The 20,299-nt window shown below is 68.0% G+C and carries 22 protein-coding genes and 1 other RNA gene; 11 read left to right on the top strand and 12 right to left on the bottom strand.

Annotated features, from left to right (window positions below):
• Positions 1-73: 73 nt before the first annotated feature.
• From ssrA to smpB, 6 genes are all read right to left on the bottom strand, one after another.
• Positions 74-473: a transfer-messenger RNA gene (ssrA, locus tag DX03_RS20715) on the bottom strand.
• A 115-nt stretch (positions 474-588) separates the two neighbouring features.
• Positions 589-1,659 carry a tetratricopeptide repeat protein gene (locus DX03_RS11735; RefSeq protein WP_185753339.1) on the bottom strand — a complete coding sequence of 357 codons (1,071 nt, stop codon included), beginning with the start codon at positions 1,657-1,659 and terminating at the stop codon, positions 589-591.
• A gap of 89 nt (positions 1,660-1,748) precedes the next feature.
• Positions 1,749-2,111, bottom strand: a complete 363-nt coding sequence (locus DX03_RS11730; RefSeq protein WP_038688947.1) for a DUF6713 family protein — start codon at positions 2,109-2,111, stop codon at positions 1,749-1,751.
• 49 nt (positions 2,112-2,160) lie between these two features.
• Positions 2,161-2,520 carry a hypothetical protein gene (locus tag DX03_RS11725; protein ID WP_038688945.1) on the bottom strand — a complete coding sequence of 120 codons (360 nt, stop codon included), beginning with the start codon at positions 2,518-2,520 and terminating at the stop codon, positions 2,161-2,163.
• Between the two features lie 91 nt (positions 2,521-2,611).
• Positions 2,612-3,049 carry a GNAT family N-acetyltransferase gene (locus tag DX03_RS11720; protein ID WP_081797229.1) on the bottom strand — a complete coding sequence of 146 codons (438 nt, stop codon included), beginning with the start codon at positions 3,047-3,049 and terminating at the stop codon, positions 2,612-2,614.
• Positions 3,046-3,549 (bottom strand): SsrA-binding protein SmpB, encoded by a 504-nt coding sequence (gene smpB, locus DX03_RS11715; RefSeq protein WP_038688943.1) that lies wholly within the window; start codon positions 3,547-3,549, stop codon positions 3,046-3,048. The genes DX03_RS11720 and smpB overlap by 4 nt, the downstream gene beginning before the upstream one ends.
• Positions 3,550-3,608: 59 nt before the next feature.
• Here smpB and DX03_RS11710 point away from each other — a divergent pair, with 59 nt between their 5' ends.
• Both DX03_RS11710 and DX03_RS11705 read left to right on the top strand, forming a co-directional pair.
• On the top strand, positions 3,609-4,037 hold the full coding sequence (locus DX03_RS11710; RefSeq protein WP_038688941.1) for a type II toxin-antitoxin system RatA family toxin: 429 nt from the start codon (positions 3,609-3,611) through the stop codon (positions 4,035-4,037).
• Between the two features lie 3 nt (positions 4,038-4,040).
• Positions 4,041-4,301 (top strand): RnfH family protein, encoded by a 261-nt coding sequence (locus DX03_RS11705; protein WP_038688939.1) that lies wholly within the window; start codon positions 4,041-4,043, stop codon positions 4,299-4,301.
• A 17-nt stretch (positions 4,302-4,318) separates the two neighbouring features.
• Here DX03_RS11705 and DX03_RS11700 read toward each other — a convergent pair whose 3' ends face one another.
• Entirely contained in the window at positions 4,319-4,714 is a 396-nt protein-coding gene (locus DX03_RS11700) for an outer membrane protein assembly factor BamE (protein ID WP_038688937.1), read from the bottom strand.
• Positions 4,715-4,817: 103 nt separating this feature from the next.
• Here DX03_RS11700 and fur point away from each other — a divergent pair, with 103 nt between their 5' ends.
• Both fur and DX03_RS11690 read left to right on the top strand, forming a co-directional pair.
• Positions 4,818-5,234 carry a ferric iron uptake transcriptional regulator gene (fur, locus tag DX03_RS11695; RefSeq protein ID WP_038688936.1) on the top strand — a complete coding sequence of 139 codons (417 nt, stop codon included), beginning with the start codon at positions 4,818-4,820 and terminating at the stop codon, positions 5,232-5,234.
• Between the two features lie 171 nt (positions 5,235-5,405).
• Positions 5,406-5,885, top strand: a complete 480-nt coding sequence (locus DX03_RS11690) for a CPCC family cysteine-rich protein (protein ID WP_244880245.1) — start codon at positions 5,406-5,408, stop codon at positions 5,883-5,885.
• A 25-nt stretch (positions 5,886-5,910) separates the two neighbouring features.
• Here the strand turns inward: DX03_RS11690 and DX03_RS11685 are convergent, their stop codons facing one another.
• Positions 5,911-7,134 (bottom strand): SGNH/GDSL hydrolase family protein, encoded by a 1,224-nt coding sequence (locus DX03_RS11685; RefSeq protein WP_038688931.1) that lies wholly within the window; start codon positions 7,132-7,134, stop codon positions 5,911-5,913.
• 95 nt (positions 7,135-7,229) lie between these two features.
• Between DX03_RS11685 and DX03_RS11680 the strand changes: the two genes are divergently transcribed.
• Positions 7,230-8,147, top strand: a complete 918-nt coding sequence (locus tag DX03_RS11680) for a LysR family transcriptional regulator (RefSeq protein WP_038688929.1) — start codon at positions 7,230-7,232, stop codon at positions 8,145-8,147.
• Positions 8,148-8,398: 251 nt separating this feature from the next.
• Here DX03_RS11680 and recN read toward each other — a convergent pair whose 3' ends face one another.
• Positions 8,399-10,060 (bottom strand): DNA repair protein RecN, encoded by a 1,662-nt coding sequence (gene recN / locus DX03_RS11675; RefSeq protein ID WP_038688927.1) that lies wholly within the window; start codon positions 10,058-10,060, stop codon positions 8,399-8,401.
• A 111-nt stretch (positions 10,061-10,171) separates the two neighbouring features.
• On the opposite strand from recN, the gene hrcA reads away from it, so the two are divergent.
• The 6 genes from hrcA (at position 10,172) to DX03_RS11645 (ending at position 17,480) form a co-directional block, all read left to right on the top strand.
• Positions 10,172-11,239: a heat-inducible transcriptional repressor HrcA gene (hrcA, locus tag DX03_RS11670; RefSeq protein WP_038688925.1), complete on the top strand. Its 1,068-nt coding sequence runs from the start codon at positions 10,172-10,174 to the stop codon at positions 11,237-11,239.
• Positions 11,240-11,323: 84 nt separating this feature from the next.
• Positions 11,324-11,839, top strand: coding sequence for a nucleotide exchange factor GrpE (gene grpE / locus DX03_RS11665; protein WP_038688923.1), 516 nt, complete (start codon positions 11,324-11,326; stop codon positions 11,837-11,839).
• 187 nt (positions 11,840-12,026) lie between these two features.
• The gene (gene dnaK / locus DX03_RS11660) at positions 12,027-13,955 is read left to right on the top strand and encodes a molecular chaperone DnaK (protein ID WP_038688921.1); all 1,929 of its coding nucleotides are present in this window, start codon (positions 12,027-12,029) and stop codon (positions 13,953-13,955) included.
• A 161-nt stretch (positions 13,956-14,116) separates the two neighbouring features.
• Positions 14,117-15,250, top strand: a complete 1,134-nt coding sequence (gene dnaJ / locus DX03_RS11655) for a molecular chaperone DnaJ (protein WP_038688919.1) — start codon at positions 14,117-14,119, stop codon at positions 15,248-15,250.
• Positions 15,251-15,465: 215 nt separating this feature from the next.
• On the top strand, positions 15,466-16,374 hold the full coding sequence (gene pdxY / locus DX03_RS11650; RefSeq protein ID WP_038688917.1) for a pyridoxal kinase: 909 nt from the start codon (positions 15,466-15,468) through the stop codon (positions 16,372-16,374).
• A complete protein-coding gene (locus tag DX03_RS11645) occupies positions 16,371-17,480 on the top strand; it encodes a prephenate dehydrogenase (protein ID WP_038688915.1) in 1,110 nt (369 codons plus the stop codon). Before pdxY ends, DX03_RS11645 begins: the two co-directional genes overlap by 4 nt.
• A gap of 168 nt (positions 17,481-17,648) precedes the next feature.
• On the opposite strand, the gene DX03_RS11640 is transcribed toward DX03_RS11645, so the two are convergent.
• The 3 genes from DX03_RS11640 to DX03_RS11630 all read right to left on the bottom strand — a co-directional run bounded on the left by DX03_RS11640 (position 17,649) and on the right by DX03_RS11630 (position 20,291).
• Positions 17,649-17,852 (bottom strand): hypothetical protein, encoded by a 204-nt coding sequence (locus DX03_RS11640; protein WP_038688913.1) that lies wholly within the window; start codon positions 17,850-17,852, stop codon positions 17,649-17,651.
• 71 nt (positions 17,853-17,923) lie between these two features.
• Positions 17,924-19,690, bottom strand: a complete 1,767-nt coding sequence (locus tag DX03_RS11635) for an ABC transporter transmembrane domain-containing protein (protein ID WP_038688911.1) — start codon at positions 19,688-19,690, stop codon at positions 17,924-17,926.
• Positions 19,683-20,291, bottom strand: a complete 609-nt coding sequence (locus tag DX03_RS11630; protein ID WP_038688910.1) for an IMPACT family protein — start codon at positions 20,289-20,291, stop codon at positions 19,683-19,685. Before DX03_RS11630 ends, DX03_RS11635 begins: the two co-directional genes overlap by 8 nt.
• Between the last annotated feature and the right edge of the window lie 8 nt (positions 20,292-20,299).

Genomic DNA, 20,299 nt, shown 5'->3' with positions numbered 1-20,299 from the left:
GAAATTAAAAAGCCCGGGAACCCTTATTGTGTAAGGATTCCCGGGCTTCTTCGGATTCTTTCGAACCCGTCATTGGTGGAGGTGGGCGGAATTGAACCGCCGTCCGAAGGCACTCCATCCCCGGTACTACATGCTTAGCTCGCCGTTGAATCTCGCCCTGTGGCAGCACGGCGTGCAAAGCGCACCCCAGGACCAGCCTGCTTTAGTTAAGTCGTGACTGACAGGCAGCCATCACAACCGGTTCCGTGATAATGACCCTACATCTACGAGCACGGGCACAAGTAGGTTCGGGGGTTCGCCTTAGGCGGCTGTAGAACTAAAGCAACTGCTGCTGTTTAGGCGGCGATTGCGAAGTCCGAACCGTAGTTGTCGTCGTTGGCAACTAAAAGTTTGCTGCTGGATTAACGAGGAAAGCTGCCCCCTCGGCATGCACCAAGTAACTTCACAACCCCCGTCGAAACCAATGCACCCCCGGTTTCTTCAAGAACCGCAAGACGTCTGGCGACCCAGACGCTACTTGACGGGGCCAATGCTACTCCACTCCAGCTGAACAGTCACGCGAGCCCGTCGGTACGCGCGGAGACGGTCTTACAGGTAGGTCCCTTCGCTGTGCAGCAGTTGGCGGATGCTGCGGAACAGCTGTAGCGCTTCGGCCTGCTGGGCCTCGGTCATGCGGGCCTGGAACATGGCCACCTGGTTGGCGAACTGGCGGTCGTCGATCGGAAGCCCCTCGTCGTGCGCCGCCAGCGCGTAGGCGTAGGCTTTCACGTCGTCCTGCTCGACGCCCGTGCCGTACTCGTGCAGCGCGCCGAGCTGGGCCAGACCGGGCGGGTGGCCCAGTTCGGCGGCGATCAACGTGTAATGCGCGCCCTTGGCCAGGTCCTGTGGCACGACGTCGCCGCGGCCATACAGGTACTGGTCGGCCAGGTAGAACACCGCATGGGCGCGGCGCTCCTTCCCGATCGCCTCCAGCCAGCGTTCGGCCTGCACCGGATCGGGGTCGACGCCGAGCCCGGCGAGGTAGGTGATGGCCAACTGTTCCTGGGCGAACGCGTCGCCCGCCTCGGCCGCCTTCACGTACCACCGCGCCGCTTCGGGAAGGTCGACCGCGATGCATTGGGCGCCGGCGGGGTAGCGGTTGTAGCGGTTGATGGGGCCGCCGATGGCGTGGATGTCACCCAGCCGGCGCATCGCCTCCGCATTGCCCTGCGCCGCGGCCTGGCGGTACAGGGTGATCGCGCGGGGCAGGTCGGGCGGCGTGCCCAGTCCGAACAGATGGGCCTCGGCCAGGCCGGACTGGGCGGCGGGAAGCCCCTGGTGCGCCGAACGCTGGTACCAGCGCAGGGCTTCATCCGGATCTCGGAGGACGCCGCTTCCCGTGGCGTAGGCGTGGCCCACCCGGTTCTGGGCAGGCGCATCACCGGCCTGGGCCAGCACCAGATCCGCCGCGAAGGTGCCGTCGGGTTCCTGCAGGGCCGTGCCTCTCATGCTGGCGGCGTCATCGGGGGTTTCCATGCGGTCGTCCGCGATGCGTCGGCGGTCCGCTTCGTCGGCCGTGCAGGCGTGCATCGCGGGGATGGCGGCGGGCCTGGCGGCCGTCGCCGCGGTCGCCGTGGCGGCCAACGCGCCGAACAACAGCAGTGGGGTCAACGTGCGCATCATGAATGTCCTTTGCGGAATGGGGTACATCCCGAAAGGGCGACCGATACTACGTACAGGGCCTGCCGTTGCCGGCGGCGTGGTCTGGCTCAGGTCGTCGCGGTGCGCCGGCTCCGCCACCCGAGCCACAGGCCGGCCAGCAGGCAGGCCGCGATGATCGCGATGGACAGGGGAAGGTGGAAGCTGCCTTCGCCGGCCGCGGCGAAGCCGGCGTGGATGAGGAAGGTGGCGATCCCGAGTGCCGCGCAGATCCGCGCGTACATCCGCGCCTGCGGGCTGCCCAGCACGACGTGCCGGTACCCGAGCAGCAGCACCGGCAGGGCCAGCAGGTTGAACAGCAGGTAGCCCTGCACGCCGCCCGGCAGGTGGAACAGGTCCCACTCATGCCAGTAGGCGGCGTCGATCTGGTGCACGATCAGTGCCAGCAATGTGGCGAAGTAACTCTTTTCCATGAGGTGCCGGCAGGCGTCCGTTCCTGTTCTGTCTGCGTGCCGCGGTGGTTCAGCGCTTGCCTTCGCGCTGGCGCTTGCTGTCGGCCTGGTGCTTGGCCTTCAGCTTGCGCTGGTGGTTCTGCTCGTTGCGCTGGGAAATGGCCTGCTTGCGGGCTTCCGGCTGGACCTGCGCCATCAGCGCGTCCACGCGTGCCACCAGGCGGCGGTGCTCGAGGGTATCGAAGGTCTGGTTCTCGGACGCGTCGCGCTTGGCATTGCGCACCAGGTAAGTCAGCACCTTGAGCAGGGCGGCCGGGTCCATCGCGCGGGTCAGCTCGGCGAAGATCGACTCATAGGCGGCGATATCGGCCTTGATTTCAGCGATCGGGTCCGCGCTCGCGGTGGTTTCCTGGGGGATTTCCTGTGTCACGCAACGCTCCAGCCTGGGTAATAAGCGGGGATTCTGACACTTGTGGGTGCGCTGCGGGAAAATGCCGTGCGCGTGGCCCGGCCGTGTGCGCTCAGCCGCTGGCCAGCCGCTTGCGCAGGTAGCTTCGGTGATGCCCGGGCGGGAAGTCCTCGAGCCGCCCGACGATCTCGTAGCCCTGCTTGAGGTAGAAGCCCTCAGCCTGCCAGGAAAACGTATCGAGCATGGCCGAATGGGCGCCCATCGCTGCCGCCTGCTGCTCGGCATCGACGAGCAGGGCCTGCCCCAGCCGACGGCCGCGCTGGCCGGCGTCCACCCACAGGGCGTGCACCATCAGCCAGCCGCCGTAGACATCGGCCACCAGACCGGCACAGGGCTGGCCCTGCGCGTCGCGGATTACCCGGTGCAGGGGCCGGTCATCCAGTGCACTGCCGCAGGCGGCGTCGTTGAACGCGCGCAGCCCGGCCAACACCGCCGCCGCGTCGTCGGCCGTGGCCGGTTCGATACGGGGTGGCGGGGCAGGGGCGGTCACGCGTCGCGGTTGTGGCGGCGCATGGTCCGCGACTTCTCGCGGGCCCAGTCGCGGTCCTTTTCGGCGTCGCGCTTGTCGTGGGTCTGCTTGCCCTTGGCCAGGGCGACCTCGAGCTTGATCTTGTTCTTGCTCCAGTACATGGCCGTCGGGACGATCGTGTACCCGTCGCGCTGGACCCGGCCGATCAGCTTGTCGATCTCGCTGCGATGCAGGAGCAGCTTGCGCTCGCGGCGGTCGTTGGCCACCACGTGGGTGGAGGCCTGGATCAACGGGGTGATCTGCGCCCCGATCAGGAAGATCTCGCCATCACGCACGTAGGCGTATGCATCGACGATGTTGCCGCGCCCGGCGCGGATCGACTTGACCTCCCAGCCCTGCAGGGCCAGGCCGGCCTCGAAGCGATCTTCGATGTGGTACTCGTGGCGGGCACGCTTGTTGAGCGCGATGGTTTTGTTGGCCGTCGCGCTCTTTGCTTTATCCTTGCCGCTGTTCTTGCTCATGTCCGTATTGTCTCCGATTCGGGCCTCCCCGGTCGATTCATCAGCAATCAGTAATCGAAATGCCAACTATCCGCCGTAGTGCCCTGGTCGAACATTCGGCTGCCCGCATGTTTGACCTGGTCAATGATATCGATGCCTATCCGCGCCGCTTCCGCTGGTGTTCGGCTGCGCAGATCCTGGAATCCGGACCGGACCGCCTGGTGGCGCGCCTGGACCTGGGGTTGGGCGCGTTCACGACCTGGTTCATGACCGAAAACACCCTGCAGCGCCCGAGCAGCATTGATATGCAGCTGCGCGACGGGCCGTTCAAGCGCCTGCACGGGCGCTGGGAATTCCATGCGCTGGCCGAGGATGCCTGCAAGGTCAGCCTGACCCTGGAGTTCGAACCCACCTCGCGCCTGCTGGGGCCGGCGCTGGCGCTGGGCTTCCAGGGATTGGCCGACCGCATGGTCAATGACTTCGTCAGCGTCGCCGATGCGCAGGACTGAGCCGTGATTGCGGTGGAGGTGGTGCTGGCCTGGCCAGACCGGGTGGTGTCGCGGCAGCTGCAGTTGCCCGCCACAGCCACGGTTGGCGAGGCCATCGCGGCCGCTGCGCTGGAGGGCAGTGCGCTGTGCCCGGCGGTGGCCGTGCACGGGGTGCTGGCCCGCCCGACCCAGCTGCTCCGCGAGGGAGACCGGGTCGAGCTGTTGCGTCCGCTGCTGGCCGATCCCAAGGACAACCGCCGCCGGCGCGCCCGCGCCAGCAGCTGAAGCCGGGTCAGGCTGGCTCAGCGGCCGCGCTGCTTCTTCTTGTCCTTGGCCAGGTTGCGGCCGAACTGGCGCACGCTGGACTTGGCAAGCTCGGCATCCTGGTTGGGGAAGTACTCGCCGTCCCACCGGGTGACCTGGTCATTCTCGAAGTAGACCGTGAAGTTCTTCACTTCGGTCTGGCCGAGGCGGTTGACCCGCTCGCTGGCGGTGTAGTCCCAGCGCTGGGCGTGGAACGGGTCCGGGATCGAGGGGGTGCCGAGCAGAGCGTTGACCTGCTGCTTGCTCTGGCCCACCTGCAGCTGACCGACGGCCTGCTCCCGGATCAGGTTGCCCTGATAGATGGGTTGCTTATAGATGATGCCGCAGCCCGTGGTGGACAGGGCAACGGCGGCGACCAGCAGGAGATTGCGCATCGGGAATGGCGTTTGGGGAAATCCAGTCGATGATACACTCACGACGCGTCGCCGCGACCCAATCCGAGGCAGCTGGCGCTAAATCGCCAATGAACGGAGAACTATGGAAACCCACGACCTGCGCAAAGTCGGCCTGAAGGTGACCCATCCACGGATGCGGATCCTGGCGTTGCTTGAGCAGCGCAATGCCCAGAATCATCAGCACCACATGACCGCCGAAGACATCTACCGCCAGCTCCTGGAGCACGGTGACGAGATCGGCCTGGCCACGGTGTACCGGGTGCTGACCCAGTTCGAGGCCGCCGGCCTGGTGCTGAAGCACAACTTCGAGGGCGGCCAGGCCGTCTACGAACTGGACCGCGGCGGCCACCACGACCATATGGTGGACGTGGACAGCGGCAAGATCATTGAATTTGAAAGCCACGAGATCGAGGAGCTGCAGCGCAAGATCGCGGCGGACCACGGTTACGAGCTGGAAGAGCACTCGCTGGTGCTGTACGTGCGCAAGAAGCGCAAGTAAGCCCCTTGAACAGCCGAGTGTGACGAGACCCCGGGCATGCCCGGGGTTTTTCGTTATCCGTCGCCGTCGCCATCGGCCTCGACGGCGTCTTCGGATGGCGCGACTCTGAGGGATTGTGCGGAATGTGGGGAAGCGGGAATGCGTAGCGTTGGAAGGTCGGCTGCATTGGCCGTGTTGGCGGTGGATCGCCTGTCACAGCTGTCGACAGCCGAGCTGGAGGACCATCTGTCTGCGGACTATCTGGATGAGACGTCTGGCCAGCCCTTGCCCTACGGCAGTGTGTTCGACGAGGCGGCGCAGGCGTTCCTGCTGCGGCATTTCGTCGAGGTGGTCCTTCTGGGGGTCTCAAACGAGGCCCTTGAGACGCATTTGGCCGCCTGTATGGGGCGACCGGTGGCCGTGGTCGGCAATGAGCCGCCGCTGGAGGCCTGCCCCTGCTGCGGGTTCCTGACCCTCTCCCAGCGGGGTGAATATGACATCTGCCCTGTCTGCATCTGGGAGGACGATGGCAAAGGCGCGCACGACCCATCTCTGTACAGCGCCCCCAACCGCGCCTCGCTGCGGGACTTTCGGGTACGCGTCAGCGAGCGGATCGACAGTCGAGGCCGTTGGTACAGGCGGGCACGAATGCCAGAGGGACGACCGGATTGAGACGCCCTGCGGCGCTCGCTGGATATCACGGGCGCATCAGAATCGGTTCCAGGTCGACCGCCTCGGCCATCGCCCGGTTGCCCGCATCGCCCGGATGCAGGTGGTCGCCGGAGTCGTAAGCAGCCGCCATCCGTGAGGGATCGGCCGGATCACGCAGCGCCGCGTCGAGGTCGATCACCGCGTCGAACGGGCTGTCGGTGCGCAGCCACGCGTTGAGCTGGCGGCGCAGTGCGTCCTTGTCCGCGGCGTAGTAGTCGTCCAGCGGCGTGCCGGGCAGGGCGCCGGCGAACGGGGGCAGGGTGGCACCGAGGACGCGCAGGCCCCGTGCGTGGGCGCGCGTGGCCAACGCGCGATAGCCTGCCTGCAGTTCGCCCAGCGTGGGCCGGGCCTGGTTCCGGGCGAACGCGGTGCCGGGCCAGCTGATGTCGTTGATGCCGATCAGCACGATCACGCTGGCGACGCCGGGCTGGTCGAGCACGTCGCGCTGGAAGCGCTCGAGGGCCGATTCCCCCATGCCATCGCGCAGCAGGCGTCCGCCGGAAATGCCCGCGTTGACCACCGCCACGCCATGCGGGGCCAGCCGTTCGGCCAGGTGGTCGGTCCAGCGCTGGTCGCGGTCCAGGCTGGCGGTGGCGCCATCGGTGATGGAGTCGCCGATCACCACGACGCTGCGGGCGCCGGCGGCGGCCTGCACCTCGATACCGGTCACGAACAGGCGCGCGGTGGTGGTGGATGCCGGATCCATTTGCGGCGCCAGAGTCTGGTCGCCGGCCCCGATCGATGCGGTTTGCCGGCCGTCCCAATGGAACGTGCGCAGCGGGGTATTCGCGGGAACGTAGACGCTGACCTGCACGGCCTGCCGGTCGCGGGTGGGCAGCAGCACGGGGTCGCTTAGGCGCGCCTGGCCCGGGGCGATCTGCGTGCCGGCCCGCCCGTCGAAGGTCAGCGGAAGCGGTGCCTGGCCGTCAGCACCGGCCACGCTGGCCGCGCCGATCTGCAGTGGCGCCGTGCCATACGCGTTGCTCAGGCGTACCCGCAGCTGGTCCCCGCCCAGACTGAGGCGGGCGGTCTGGCGGAAGGTCTGCCCTTCCAGGGCGGCCGGGATCAGGGTGGGAAACAGGAACGTCGCATCCCAGACCGGCTGTGGGCTGGCCTGCCAGCTGGCCACCCAGGTGGCAGGCGGCTGGGCCGACGCCGAGGTCGATGCGGCGAGCAGGGTCATGGCGGTGAAGCGGGTGAGGGCGTTCATCGGGCAATCCGTTGGAGGGGACGGCCATCGTGATCTTCGCTGCATCTGTGAACTAGACTGCGCACGGACAATCATCTGTGAATTGGATTCACCCCATGGCAGGCACCGACATCAACCGTTCGGGCGAACTGGAAGTGTTCGTTCGGGTCATCGAAACCGGCGGCTTTTCGGCCGCCGCGCGCTCGCTGGAGCTGAGTCCCTCGGCGGTCAGCAAGCTGGTGTCCCGGCTGGAACAGCGGTTGGGCACGCGGTTGCTGCAGCGCTCCACCCGGCAGCTGCAGTTGACCCCCGAGGGCTGTGCCTTCTACGAGCGCGGGCTGCGCGTGCTGGCCGACCTGGACGAGGCCGAGCGCTGCGCCAGTGCGCATGCCGAGCCGCGCGGGCGCCTGCGGGTCAATGCCAACGTGCCATTCGGGCACCACTTTCTGTTGCCGCTGTTACCCGGCTTCCTGGCCGCGCATCCGCAGGTGGGCGTGGACGTGGTGCTGACCGACGAGGTCATCGACCTGCTCGAGCAGCGCACCGATGTGGCGGTGCGGGCCGGGCCATTGAAGAGCTCCAGCCTGGTGGCGCGGCGGCTGGGCGCGACGCGGATGATGATCGTGGCGGCGCCCGCCTACCTGGCGCGGCATGGGATGCCGCAGAGCGCCGACGCCCTGCAGGCGCACAACCGGCTGGATATCGCCCACCCACGTGCGCAGTCCGGCTGGCCGCTGGTGGTCGACGGCGAGCGGCAGGTGGTGCAGACCGGCGGCAGTGCGCGTGCCAGCGATGGCGAGGCGTTGCGCCGGCTGGTGCTGGGGGGCGTGGGACTGGCGCGCCTGGCGGCGTTCCAGGTGCAGGCTGATGTTGCGGCGGGGCGCCTGCTGCCGGTGCTGGAGCGGGCCAATCCGGGCGATCTGGAAGAGGTGCACGCGGTGTTTCAGGGGCAGGGCGGGTACCTGCCGCTGCGGGTGCGTGCGCTGCTGGATTACCTGATGGCCCACGTGGACCTGGCCAAGCCGTTGGGGTGAACGGCGTGCAGGTGGATGCGTCGCACGGGGCCGGCATAGCGGGGAGCCGGCCAGCGGCCGGGATTGCCGGGCGAGGTGCAGTGGGTCCGCGAGGAGCCGGCCAGCGGCCGGGATTGCCGGGCGAGGTGCAGTGGGTCCGCGAGGAGCCGGCCAGCGGCCGGCACTACCGGGCGAGGTGCCGCCACGGGTAGGTACCGACCGGTGGTCGGTACGTCAGGCGGTACGCACCGACCGTTGGTCGGTACCCGGCCTCACACCTGCAGCAGCTTGCGCGCGGCCGCGCGGGCCTCCTTGCTGACTTCGACCCCGCCCAGCATCCGCGCCAGTTCTTCCTCGCGGGCCTTGGGGTCCAGCTTTTCCACCGCGCTCTGGGTCATGCCGTCCACCGGCGCCTTGCTGACCCGGTAGTGGGCGTGGCCCTTGGAGGCCACCTGCGGCAGATGGGTGACGCACAGGACCTGGCGCTTCTCGCCCAGGGCGCGCAGCTTGTGCCCGACGATGTCGGCCACGGCGCCGCCGATGCCCGAATCCACTTCGTCGAAGACCATGGTCGGCACCGCGTCCAGGCCCAGCGCCGCCACCTCGATGGCCAGCGAAATACGCGACAGTTCACCGCCCGAGGCGACCTTGCGTAGCGCACGCGGCGGTTGCCCGGCGTTGGCCGCCACCAGGAACTCCACGCGCTCGGCGCCGTTCGGGTCGGGCTTGGCCACGGCCTGCGGTTCGATCTCGATCAGGAACTGGCCACCGCCCATGCCGAGCTCGCCGATCAGGGTAGTGGTGGTGTCCGACAGCGCCGTGGCGGCCTTGCGCCGGCTGGCGCTGAGCGTGTCGGCCACCGTCTGCCACTGGCCGGCGGCGCGCTCGATCTGGCCGGCCAGCGCCTGCAGGCGGGTGTCGGCGCCGCGCAGCTGCTCGACCTCGGCTTCCATCGCGTCGCGGTGTTCGCCCAGCGTCTCCATCGGCACCCGGTGCTTGCGCGCCAGATCGTGCAGGCGGCCCAGCCGGCGTTCGATGTCCTCGAACTGCTCGGGGTCGGCATCCAGGTCGTCATGCACCCGGTCCAGCAGCGCCAGGGCCTCGTCCAGCTGGATGGCGGCGCTGTCGAGCAGGGCGTCCACCTCGCCCAGGCGCGGGTCGTGTTCGGCCACGCGCGCCAGTTCGTGGCGGGTCTGCTGCAGCAGCTGCAGTGCCGAGGTGTCCTCGTCGCCATTGAGGCGGGCCACGGCGACATCGCAGGCGGCGATCAGGGCGCTGGCGTGGGCCTGGCGGCGATGGCTGCTGCCCAGCTGGGCAATCGAGGCCGGATCGAGGTCTTCGCGCTGCAGCTCGCCCAGCTGGTGTTCCAGATAGCCGATGCGGTCGCTGACATCGCCCTGGCGCGACAGGGCCTCGGCCTCGTCCACCAGCGCCTGCCAGCGTGCGGCGGCCTGGCGGACCTGGCTGCGCTCGGCGTCGTTGCGCGCGAACGCGTCCAGCAGGGCCAGCTGCGAGGGCCGCGCCAGCAAGGCCTGCTGTTCGTGCTGGCCGTGGATTTCGACCAGGGTCGAGGCCAGTTCGGTCAGCTGGGTGAGGGTGACCGGGCGCCCGTTGATCCAGGCGCGGGAGCCGCCATCGGCGCGGATGATCCGGCGCAGCTGGCACTGGTCCTCGTCGTCCAGTTCGTTCTCGCGCAGCCAGCGCCGCGCCGGGGCGTCCTCGCCGGGGGCGAATTCGGCCGACAGTTCCGCGCGGGCGGCACCGTGGCGGACCACGCCGCTGTCGGCGCGCAGCCCGGACAGGAAGCCGAGGGCGTCGACCATCAGCGACTTGCCGGCGCCGGTCTCGCCGGACACCACGGTCATGCCCGGCCCGAATTCGAGTTCGGTAGCACGGACGACGGCAAAATCCTTGATCGATAGATGTTTGAGCATGGTTGTCTGTTCTTGAGCCGCGCAACGCTAGCATGGGGCGGGGACAGCTCCAATAACTTGCCTTCGGTCCCCGGAGCCATTATCTAGGATGGCGTCTCACAGGCTGATTCCATGCACCCCACTGCGTCACATCTTGCGCCCCGCGCCCGCCACCTGCTGCGGACGCTGATCGCCCGCCACATCCAGGACGGCGAGCCGGTTGGCTCGCAGACACTGGCGCGGCTGGCCGGGCTGGATGTCAGCCCGGCCACCATCCGCAACATCCTGGGCGACCTGGAAGACCTGGGCCTGCTCAGTTCGCCGCATACCTCGGCCGGGCGGGTGCCCACCGCGCATGGCTACCGGGTGTTCGTGGACAGCCTGGTCAAGATGCAGCCGCCCGGCGAGGGCGAGCTGAGCCGGCTGCGCACCGAACTGGCCAGCGGCAGCGGCACCCAGGCCCTGCTGGGCAGTGCCTCGGAGCTGCTGTCGGCGATGAGCCACTTCGTTGGCGTGGTCAGCGCGCCGCGGCGTGAACAGTTCGCCTTCCGGCATATCGATTTCGTGGCGCTGGACGCGCGCCGGGTGCTGGCCATCCTGGTGTTTGCCGACAACGAAGTGCAGAACCGGGTGATCGAGCCCCGCCGCAGCTTCGGCCCCGGCGAGCTGGAGCAGGTGGCCAACTATCTCAATGCCAACTGCGCCGGGCGGCCCTTGTCGGAGATCCGCCAGCGGCTGCTGCTGGAGCTGCGCGACGCGCAGTCGGAAATGGAGCAGCTGCTGGCCCACGGCATCGAGCTGGCCGAACAGGCGCTGGTGCCGCCGGCCGACGACATGGTGCTGGCCGGCGCGACCCGGCTGATGGGCGTGCAGGACCTGTCCGACCTGGAGCGGCTGCGCGAGCTGTTCGAGGTATTCGCCAGCAAGCGCGAGATCCTGCAGCTGCTCGAGCGCACCATCCAGGCCCCGGGGGTACGCATCTTCATTGGCGAGGAGACCGGGGTGATGCCGTTGGAAGGGGTGTCGCTGGTGACCGCGCCGTATTCGGCCGGCGGCCAGGTGCTGGGCGTGCTGGGGGTAATCGGGCCCAAGCGCATGGCCTACGACCGCATGATTCCGCTGGTGGAGGCCACCGCCCAGGTGCTGGGCGCGGCGTTGGCTGACCCGGCCGGCGGCGGATTGTCCCGCGATCGCACATAAAACCCGCGGTTGGACTCTTGAAACGGGACCCCGCGCCCACATAGGGGTGGGTGGAGGCGGAGAGTCACCGCCAAGGATCCGGAAATGAACCAAGATCAGCCTGATATCGCATCCCAGAATCCCGCCGGTGAGCCGGCTGCCGAGCCGTCCCTGCAGCAGCAGCTGGACAGCCTGCACAATGAAGTGGCCCTGCTGCGCGCCGAATCGCTGCGCGAGCGCGCCGACCTGGACAACCAGCGCAAGCGCGTGGCCCGCGACGTCGAACAGGCGCGCCGCTTCGCCAATGAAAAGCTGCTGGGCGAACTGCTGCCGGTGTTCGACAGCCTGGACGCCGGCCTCAACAGCGCCGGTGCCGAGCCCAGCCCGCTGCGCGAAGGCCTGGAGCTGACCTACAAGCAACTGCTCAAGGTCGCCGCCGACAATGGCCTGACCCTGCTCGACCCAACCGGCCAGGCCTTCAACCCGGACCACCACCAAGCCATCAGCCAGGTCGACGCGCCCGGCGCGGCACCCGGCAGCGTGGTCCAGGTGTTCCAGAAGGGCTACCTGCTCAACGATCGCCTGCTGCGCCCGGCCCTGGTGGTTGTGGCCCGCGACTGATCCGGTCGTTGGCTGGCCGGTCGTTGGCCAGCCGGGCAGAGCCCGGCTCTACTGGACGCTGAACACGTTGGGCCGCCATCGGACACTGTGTTTGGTGGGTGGCTTGAAAGTCCTCCCGGCGTCCCACACATCCCATTCATAACCCGGCAACTGCCGGATGTTCCCCGACATTTCAGGAGTCTCCCTCATGGGCAAGATCATTGGTATCGACCTCGGCACCACCAACTCGTGTGTGGCGATCATGGACGGCGGCAAGGCCCGCGTCATCGAGAATTCGGAAGGCGACCGCACCACGCCTTCGATCGTCGCCTACACCAAGGACGGCGAAGTGCTGGTTGGCGCCTCGGCCAAGCGCCAGGCTGTCACCAACCCGAAGAACACCTTCTACGCCGTCAAGCGCCTGATCGGCCGCAAGTTCACCGACGCTGAAGTCCAGAAGGACATCGCGCACGTGCCCTACGGCATCCTGGCCCACGACAACGGCGACGCCTGGGTCCAGACCAGCGACGCCAAGAAGATGGCCCCGCAGGAAATCTCCGCCCGCGTGCTGGAGAAGATGAAGAAGACCGCCGAAGCGTACCTGGGTGAAACCGTCACCGAGGCCGTGATCACCGTGCCGGCCTACTTCAACGACAGCCAGCGCCAGGCCACCAAGGACGCCGGCCGCATCGCGGGCCTGGAAGTCAAGCGCATCATCAACGAGCCGACCGCCGCGGCGCTGGCCTATGGCCTGGACAAGGGCGACAACAAGGATCGCAAGATCGTGGTGTACGACCTGGGCGGCGGCACCTTCGACGTCTCGGTGATCGAGATCGCCAACGTCGACGGTGAGAAGCAGTTCGAAGTGCTGGCCACCAACGGCGACACCTTCCTGGGCGGCGAAGACTTCGACAACCGCGTCATCGAGTACCTGGTCGACGAGTTCAACAAGGACCAGGGCATCGACCTGCGCAAGGATCCGTTGGCCCTGCAGCGCCTGAAGGATGCTGCCGAGCGCGCCAAGATCGAGCTGTCCAGCGCCCAGCAGACCGAAGTGAACCTGCCGTACGTCACTGCGGACGCGTCGGGCCCGAAGCACCTGAACATCAAGCTGACCCGCGCCAAGCTGGAAGCGCTGGTGGAAGAGCTGATCAAGAAGTCGATCGAGCCGTGCCGCGTGGCGCTGAACGACGCCGGCCTGCGCTCGAGCGACATCAGCGAAGTGATCCTGGTCGGCGGCCAGACCCGTATGCCGAAGGTGCAGCAGGCCGTCACCGAGTTCTTCGGCAAGGAACCGCGCAAGGACGTCAACCCGGACGAAGCCGTGGCATTGGGTGCGGCGATCCAGGGCGGCGTGCTGGGCGGCGACGTCAAGGACGTGCTGCTGCTGGACGTGACCCCGCTGTCGCTGGGCATCGAAACCATGGGCGGTGTGTTCACCAAGATCATCGAAAAGAACACCACCATCCCGACCAAGGCCTCGCAGGTGTTCTCCACCGCCGAGGACAACCAGTCGGCCGTGACCGTGCACGTGCTGCAGGGTGAGCGCGAGCAGGCCCGCTTCAACAAGTCGCTGGCCAAGTTCGACCTGTCCGGCATCGAGCCGTCGCCGCGCGGCATGCCGCAGGTGGAAGTGTCCTTCGACATCGACGCCAACGGCATCCTGCACGTGTCGGCCAAGGACAAGAAGACCAACAAGGAACAGAAGGTCGAGATCAAGGCCGGTTCGGGTCTGTCCGAGGACGAGATCGCGCGCATGGTTGCCGATGCCGAAGCCAACCGCGAAGAAGACAAGAAGTTCCATGAGCTGGTCCAGGCCCGCAACCAGGCCGACGCGCTGATCCACGGTACCCGTACCGCGATCACCGAGCACGGCAGCAAGGTCGGTGGCGATGTGATCGGCAAGGTCGAGTCGGCCCTGGCCGACCTGGAAACCGCCATGAAGGGCGACGACAAGGCGCAGATCGAAGCCAAGTCGAAGGTGCTGGAAGAAGCCGGCCAGTCGCTGTTCGCTGCATCGGCCGCGGCCGATCAGGGCGGTGCTGCCCCGGGCCCGGACGCCGGTGCCAACAGCGGCGCGCACGACGATGTGGTCGACGCCGAGTTCACCGAAGTCAAGGACGACAAGAAGTCCTGATCCGGCCCAGACACGGGGCGTTGCGCAGGCAACGTCCCGTTGTCGTTTTCCCTGGGTCCTGGCAGCCGTAACACGGTTTGTCGGGGCGCCCGACGAAAGAGCGGACGTGGTTCCGCTCTTCCGCTTTGACGAATCCCGACCTCCGGATACCGATTCAAGTTATGAGCAAGCGCGACTATTACGAAGTGCTGGGCGTGTCCCGCACCGCCAGCGAAGAAGAGCTGAAGAAGTCCTATCGCCGCTGTGCGATGAAGTTCCACCCGGATCGCAATCCGGGCGATGCGGCGGCCGAAGCCTCCTTCAAGGAGTGCAAGGAAGCCTACGAAACCCTGTCTGACACCAACAAGCGCCGCATGTACGACGCCCACGGCCACGCTGCGTTCGAGCATGGCATGGGTGGCGGCGGTGGTGGCCCGGGTGGTCCGGACATGGGCGACATCTTCGGTGACATCTTCGGCAACATCTTCGGCGGTGCCGCCGGCGGTGGTCAGCGCCAGGCCCGTCGCGGTGCCGATGTCGGCTACGTGATGGAGCTGGACCTGGAAGAAGCGGTGATGGGCGTGGAGCGCCGCATCGAGATTCCGACCCTGGCCGAGTGCGACGACTGCGATGGCAGTGGGTCCGAAGACGGCAAGGTGGACACCTGCAGCGTGTGCCATGGCCACGGCCAGGTGCGCATCCAGCGCGGCATTTTCGCCATGCAGCAGGCGTGCCACAACTGCAACGGGCGCGGCAAGATCATCCAGACCCCGTGCAAGACCTGTCACGGCAACGGCCGTGTGGAGGAAGACAAGGTGTTGTCGGTGAAGGTGCCCGCGGGCGTCGATACCGGCGACCGCATCCGCCTGTCGGGCGAAGGCGAGGCCGGTCCGGCCGGTACGCCGCCGGGCGACCTGTACGTGGAAGTGCGGGTGCGCGAGCACGCGATCTTCCAGCGCGACGGCGACGACCTGCACTGCGAGGTGCCGATCCGGATTTCGCAGGCGGCCCTGGGCGATACCGTCCGCGTGGCGACCCTGGGCGGTTATGCGGAAATCCGCATTCCGGCCGAAACCCAGACCGGCAAGCTGTTCCGCCTGCGTGGCAAGGGCGTGCGTTCGGTGCGCAGCCGCAGCGAAGGCGATCTGTACTGCCGCGTGGTGGTGGAAACGCCGGTCAACCTGACCACCGAGCAGCGCAAGTTGCTGGAGCAGTTCGAAACCACCTTCACCGGCGAAGAAGCGCGCAAGCACTCGCCCAAATCGGCGACGTTCATCGACGGCGTGAAGGGCTTCTGGGACCGGATGACCTCGTAAGCGAGGCCGGTTCCTGCGATGTAGCGAAGGCCTCCTGGCGACAGGAGGCCTTTTTTTGTGCGCCGACGACGCGAGGTAGAGCCACCCCATGGGTGGCTGCACCGCCCGGCCCAAGGTAGAGCCACCCCATGGGTGGCTGCACGCGGTATCAGGTGGGTCGACAGCCACCCATGGGGTGGCTCTACCCGGGGGCGCGCGGGGCGTAAAATGGCGGTATGAACGAATCCCTCGAAAGCCACCTGGTCCACGGCCGCCGCCAGCGCCCGGACGGTCCGTCGCCGGTCGACGTCATCTCGGTACAGTCGCAGCTGGTCTATGGCTACGCCGGCAACAGTGCGGCCGTGCCGCCGCTGCGCGCGCTGGGCGTGCGCGTGGCCGAAGTGCCCACCACGCTGCTCAGCAACGCGCCGTTCTACCCGACCACGCGAGGCCGCGTGCTGCCGGCCGACTGGTTCGCCGAGCTGCTGCTCGGCGCCAGCGAGCGCGGGTTGCCGCAGCGTGCGCGCATGCTGGTCTCCGGGTATTTCGGCAGCGTCGGCAACGGCGCGGCCTTCGCCGACTGGCTCGACCAGGTGCTGCCCACCGCGCCGCAGCTGCGCTACTGCCTGGACCCGGTGATTGGTGACACCCACACCGGCCCCTATGTCGAGCCCGGCCTGGAAACCATCTTCGCCGAGCGGCTGCTGCCGCATGCCTGGCTGGTGACCCCCAACGCCTTCGAACTGGGCCGCCTGACCGGCATGCCCAGCCTCGCCGAAGACGATGCCATCGCCGCCGCGCAGGCGCTGCTGGCGCGTGGCCCGCAGTGGGTGCTGGCCCACAGCGTGGGCGGCGAGCCCGGCCAGCTGGTCACGCTGGCGGTCAGCCGCGAGGCGATCTGGCGCTGGTCCTCGCCGCACCTGCCGGTGGACGTGGCCGGCACCGGTGACGTGCTGATGTCGCTGCTGGTGGCCTTCCTGCTGCGCGGCGAATCCTTCGAACAGTCGATTTCGCGCGCCATCGCCGGCGTGCACGTCGCGCTGGAAACCACGCTGGCCAATGGCCACGAGGAGTTCGACGTGCTGGCCGCCGCACCGGCCGCGTTGGCGCTGCCGCAGCGCTTCGTGCCCGAGCGCATCGCGTGAGCGCACGGGTAGTGGGCATCGTCGGCAGTGCCGGCGCGTATGGCCGTTGGCTGCGCGGTTTCCTGCAGCAGCGGATGGGCGTGGAGGTGATCGGCCACGATCCCGCCGACCCGCAGTCGCACACGCCCGACCAGCTGCTGGAGCAGGCCGATGTGCTGGTCTTCTCCGCGCCGATCCGGCACACGCCAGCGTTGATCGCCGACTACGTCGCGCGCTCGGCCGGGCGCGAGGCCGGACGTCTGTGGCTGGACGTGACCTCGGTGAAAAGCGCGCCGGTGGCGGCCATGCTGGCCTCGCAGGCCGAGGTCGTAGGCCTGCACCCGATGACCGCACCGCCCAAGGCGCCCACGCTGAAAGGCCGGGTGATGGTGGTCTGCGAGGCGCGCCTGGCGCGGTGGCAGCCGTGGGTGCAGCAGTTGTGCGACGCGCTGGAAGCCGAATGCGTGCGCGCCACGCCCGCGCACCACGACCAGGTGATGGCGCTGGTGCAGGCAATGGTGCATGCCACCCACCTTGCCCAGGCCAGCGTGCTGCGCGAGTACGCGCCGCTGCTGGGCGCGCTGCCCGCGTTGATGCCGTACCGCTCGGCGTCGTTCGAACTGGACACGGCGATCATCGCGCGGATCCTGTCGCTGAACCCGGCGATCTACGAGGACATCCAGTTCGGCAACCCGCACGTGGCGCCCATGCTGGACCGGCTGCTGGCCCAGCTGCAGCAGCTGCGCGCGCAGGTCGGGCAGGGCGATGATGCCGCGCGTGCGGCGTTCCGCCAGCAGCTGCTGCTGGACAACCGTGACAGCCAAGGCGAAACGGTGTTGGCCGAAGGCAACTACACCTTCGAGCGGGTGGGCTATCTGCTGGCCGACCTGACCGAGCGCAATGCCATCAGCGTGCATCTTCCCGAAGACCGGCCCGGTTCGCTGCGCGAACTGCTGCACGTGTTCGAGCGGCACGCGGTGAGCCTGGCGTCGATCCACTCCTCGCGCACGCCAGGCGGGGAAGTGCATTTCCGTGTTGGCTTCGTGGCCGGCAGCGATGTGCAGGCGCTGCAGCGCGCCGCCGTGGAAATCGATGCCACCGGCATCGGCCGGGTTCTGCCGCGCTGACGTGCTGCAACGCCGCATTCATCCACAGGGGGTGTGGATGAGTTGCGCACAAACATGTGGATAACCGCGTGCAGCCGTTGCAGGCAAAGGCTGTCAAGATGGCTGGTCATAAAATGACCAGCCTGTCGCAAACTTTTTTGGGTCGCGCCCATCCGGCGCGCCGCGCGCTCAGGTGGTCAGGGTCAATTCGCCGCCAGGGGTGCGGAACTGACGGCCATCGCGGACCAGGTGGCGGCCATCGGCCAGCTCGTAACGGACGTTCGCGTCCGCGGCTGCAGCCGACGGTGCGGCGGCCGCCTCGTCCTGCTTGAACTCGATGATGACGTAGCTTTCGCCCGAGGCGTCGGTAGCGGGAAACTGTCGAAACGACATGAAGCACCTCCTGCAGTGGCATGGACCTGTGACCTGCGCACCATGCAACCGGCCGCGTTAGCAGTGCGTCATCAATCGATGAACTGCAGGCGTGCCAGCTCCGCGTACAGCCCGCCCTCGGCCAGCAGTTGTTCGTGCGTGCCCTGGGCGATGATGCGGCCGTGGTCCATCACCACGATCCGGTCGGCCTTGAGCACGGTGGCCAGGCGGTGGGCGATGACCAGCGTGGTACGCCCCGCCATCAACCGTTCCAGCGCCTGCTGCACCGCGCGCTCGCTCTGCGCATCGAGTGCACTGGTGGCCTCGTCGAGCAGCAGGATCGGGGCATCCTTCAGCAGCGCCCGTGCGATCGCGATGCGCTGCTGCTGGCCACCGGACAGGCGCGCGCCGCGCTCGCCCAGCTCGCTCAGGTAACCGTCGGGCAGTGCCTGCAGGAACTCGTCGGCTTCGGCGGCCTCGGCGGCGCGCTGCACCTCGTCATCGCTGGCTTCCAATCGGCCGTAGCGGATGTTGTCCAGGGCGGTGGCGGCAAACAGCGTGGGCTGCTGCGGGACCAGCGCCATCTGCGCGCGTAGCTGCGCCGGGTCGACCTGGCGTACATCCACGCCGTCGACCAGGATGCTGCCGGTGGCCGGATCGTGGAAACGCAGCAGCATCGACAGCACCGTGCTCTTGCCGGCCCCCGAAGGACCGACCAGGGCAACGGTCTCGCCGGGCCGCACATGCAGGTCGAACCCTTCCAGCGCCGCGGTGTCCGGGCGCTGCGGGTAGTGGAACACCACGTTGTCGAAGCGGATCTCGCCGCGCAGCGGCAGGGGCATCGGCATCGGGTTGGCCGGTGCGGTGATCTCGATGTCTTCCTGCAGCAGTTCGGCGATCCGTCCCATGCCGCCGGAGGCGCGTTGCAGTTCGTTCCAAACCTCGGCCAGCGCGCCGACCGAGCCGCCGCCGATCATCGCGTACAGCACGAACTGGCCAAGCGTGCCGGCCGTCATGCGACCGTCGTTGACATCGTGCGCGCCCAGCCACAGCACCCCCACGATGGCACCGAACACCAGCACGATGGCGGTGGCGGTGACGATCGACTGCGCGCCGATGCGCCGGCGCGCGGCCTTGATCGATTCGCCCAGCGCGACGTTGAAGCGGCCGCGTTCATAGGGCTCGCGTGCATGCGCCTGCACGGTACGCACCGCGCCCAGGGTTTCGGCGGCCAGGCTGTTGGCGTCGGCGACGCGGTCCTGGCTGGCGCGGGCGATGTTGCGCAGGCGGCGTGCACCGATGATCACCGGCAGCACGGCCAGGGGGATGCCCAGCAGCGACCACACGGCCAGACGCGGGCTGGTGACGAACAACATCACCAGGCTGCCAACCACGGTCACGCTGCTGCGCAGGGCCACCGACATGGTGGAACCGATCACGCTGCGCAGCAACTCGCTGTCGGCGGTCAGCCGGGACACCAGTTCGCCGCTGCGGCTGCGGTCGTGGAAGCCGGCGCCCAAGGTGATCAGGTGGGTGTAGAGCTGGCTGCGCAGGTCGGCCACGACCTTTTCGCCCAGCAACGACACGAAGAAGAAGCGCGCGGCGGTGGCCAGCCCCATCACCACCGCGACCAGGAACAGCAGGCCGAACGCGCGATTGATCTGGCCGTTGTTGTTGAAGCCATGGTCGATCATCAGCTTGACCGCCGGCGGCAGGCTCAGCGTGGCCGCCGACGAGACCGCCAGGGCGACCAGCCAGGCAGTGAACAGCCCCGAATGGCGACGGACGAACGGCCACAGCGTGCCCAGACTGCCCAGGCGGCGCAGCGCGGGGGTCGGGGCGGGGGTGGTGTCAGTCATCAAGGGGGCCTGGTTCGGTGCATCGTTGGATGCGGATACGATCACGGGTGGCGTCGCGGAGGCGGTTTTTCAACGGCTCGGCCTGGTCGGCCGGCAATTCAACCTGCATTTCCACCCCGGACGGGGTAAAGGATTCATCGAGTTTCTCGGCCGCATGGCTGGACAGCGCGGCATGCAATGCGCCCAGGTCCTCGAATGCAGCCTGCACGTGCAAGCGGGTCAGGGCCACCAGTGGCAGGCGCGGCGCGGTACGCAGGCATTCGGCCGCCGTGCCTCCGTAGGCCCGGACCAGGCCGCCGGCACCCAGCTTGATCCCGCCGTACCAGCGGATCACCACCACCATCACCCGGTCGAAGCCCTGGCCATCGATGGCGGCCAGGATCGGTCGGCCGGCGGTCCCGGCCGGTTCGCCATCGTCACTGGAGCGGTATTCGCTGCCGTGTCGGTAGGCCCAGCAGTTGTGGGTGGCATCGGGGATCGCCACCTGCTGCAGGAATGCCAGCGCGGCGGCCGCCGTGTCGATCGGCGCGGCATGCGCGATGAAGCGGCTGTGCTTGATCTCCAGGCTGTGGCTGACGACGGTGGCGAGCGTATCGGGCATTCCCACCA

This window comes from Stenotrophomonas rhizophila, from assembly GCF_000661955.1.
Lineage (GTDB): Bacteria > Pseudomonadota > Gammaproteobacteria > Xanthomonadales > Xanthomonadaceae > Stenotrophomonas > Stenotrophomonas rhizophila.
The sequence above is the reverse complement of the archived record's forward strand: the minus strand, read 5'-3'. Positions and strand labels throughout refer to the sequence as shown.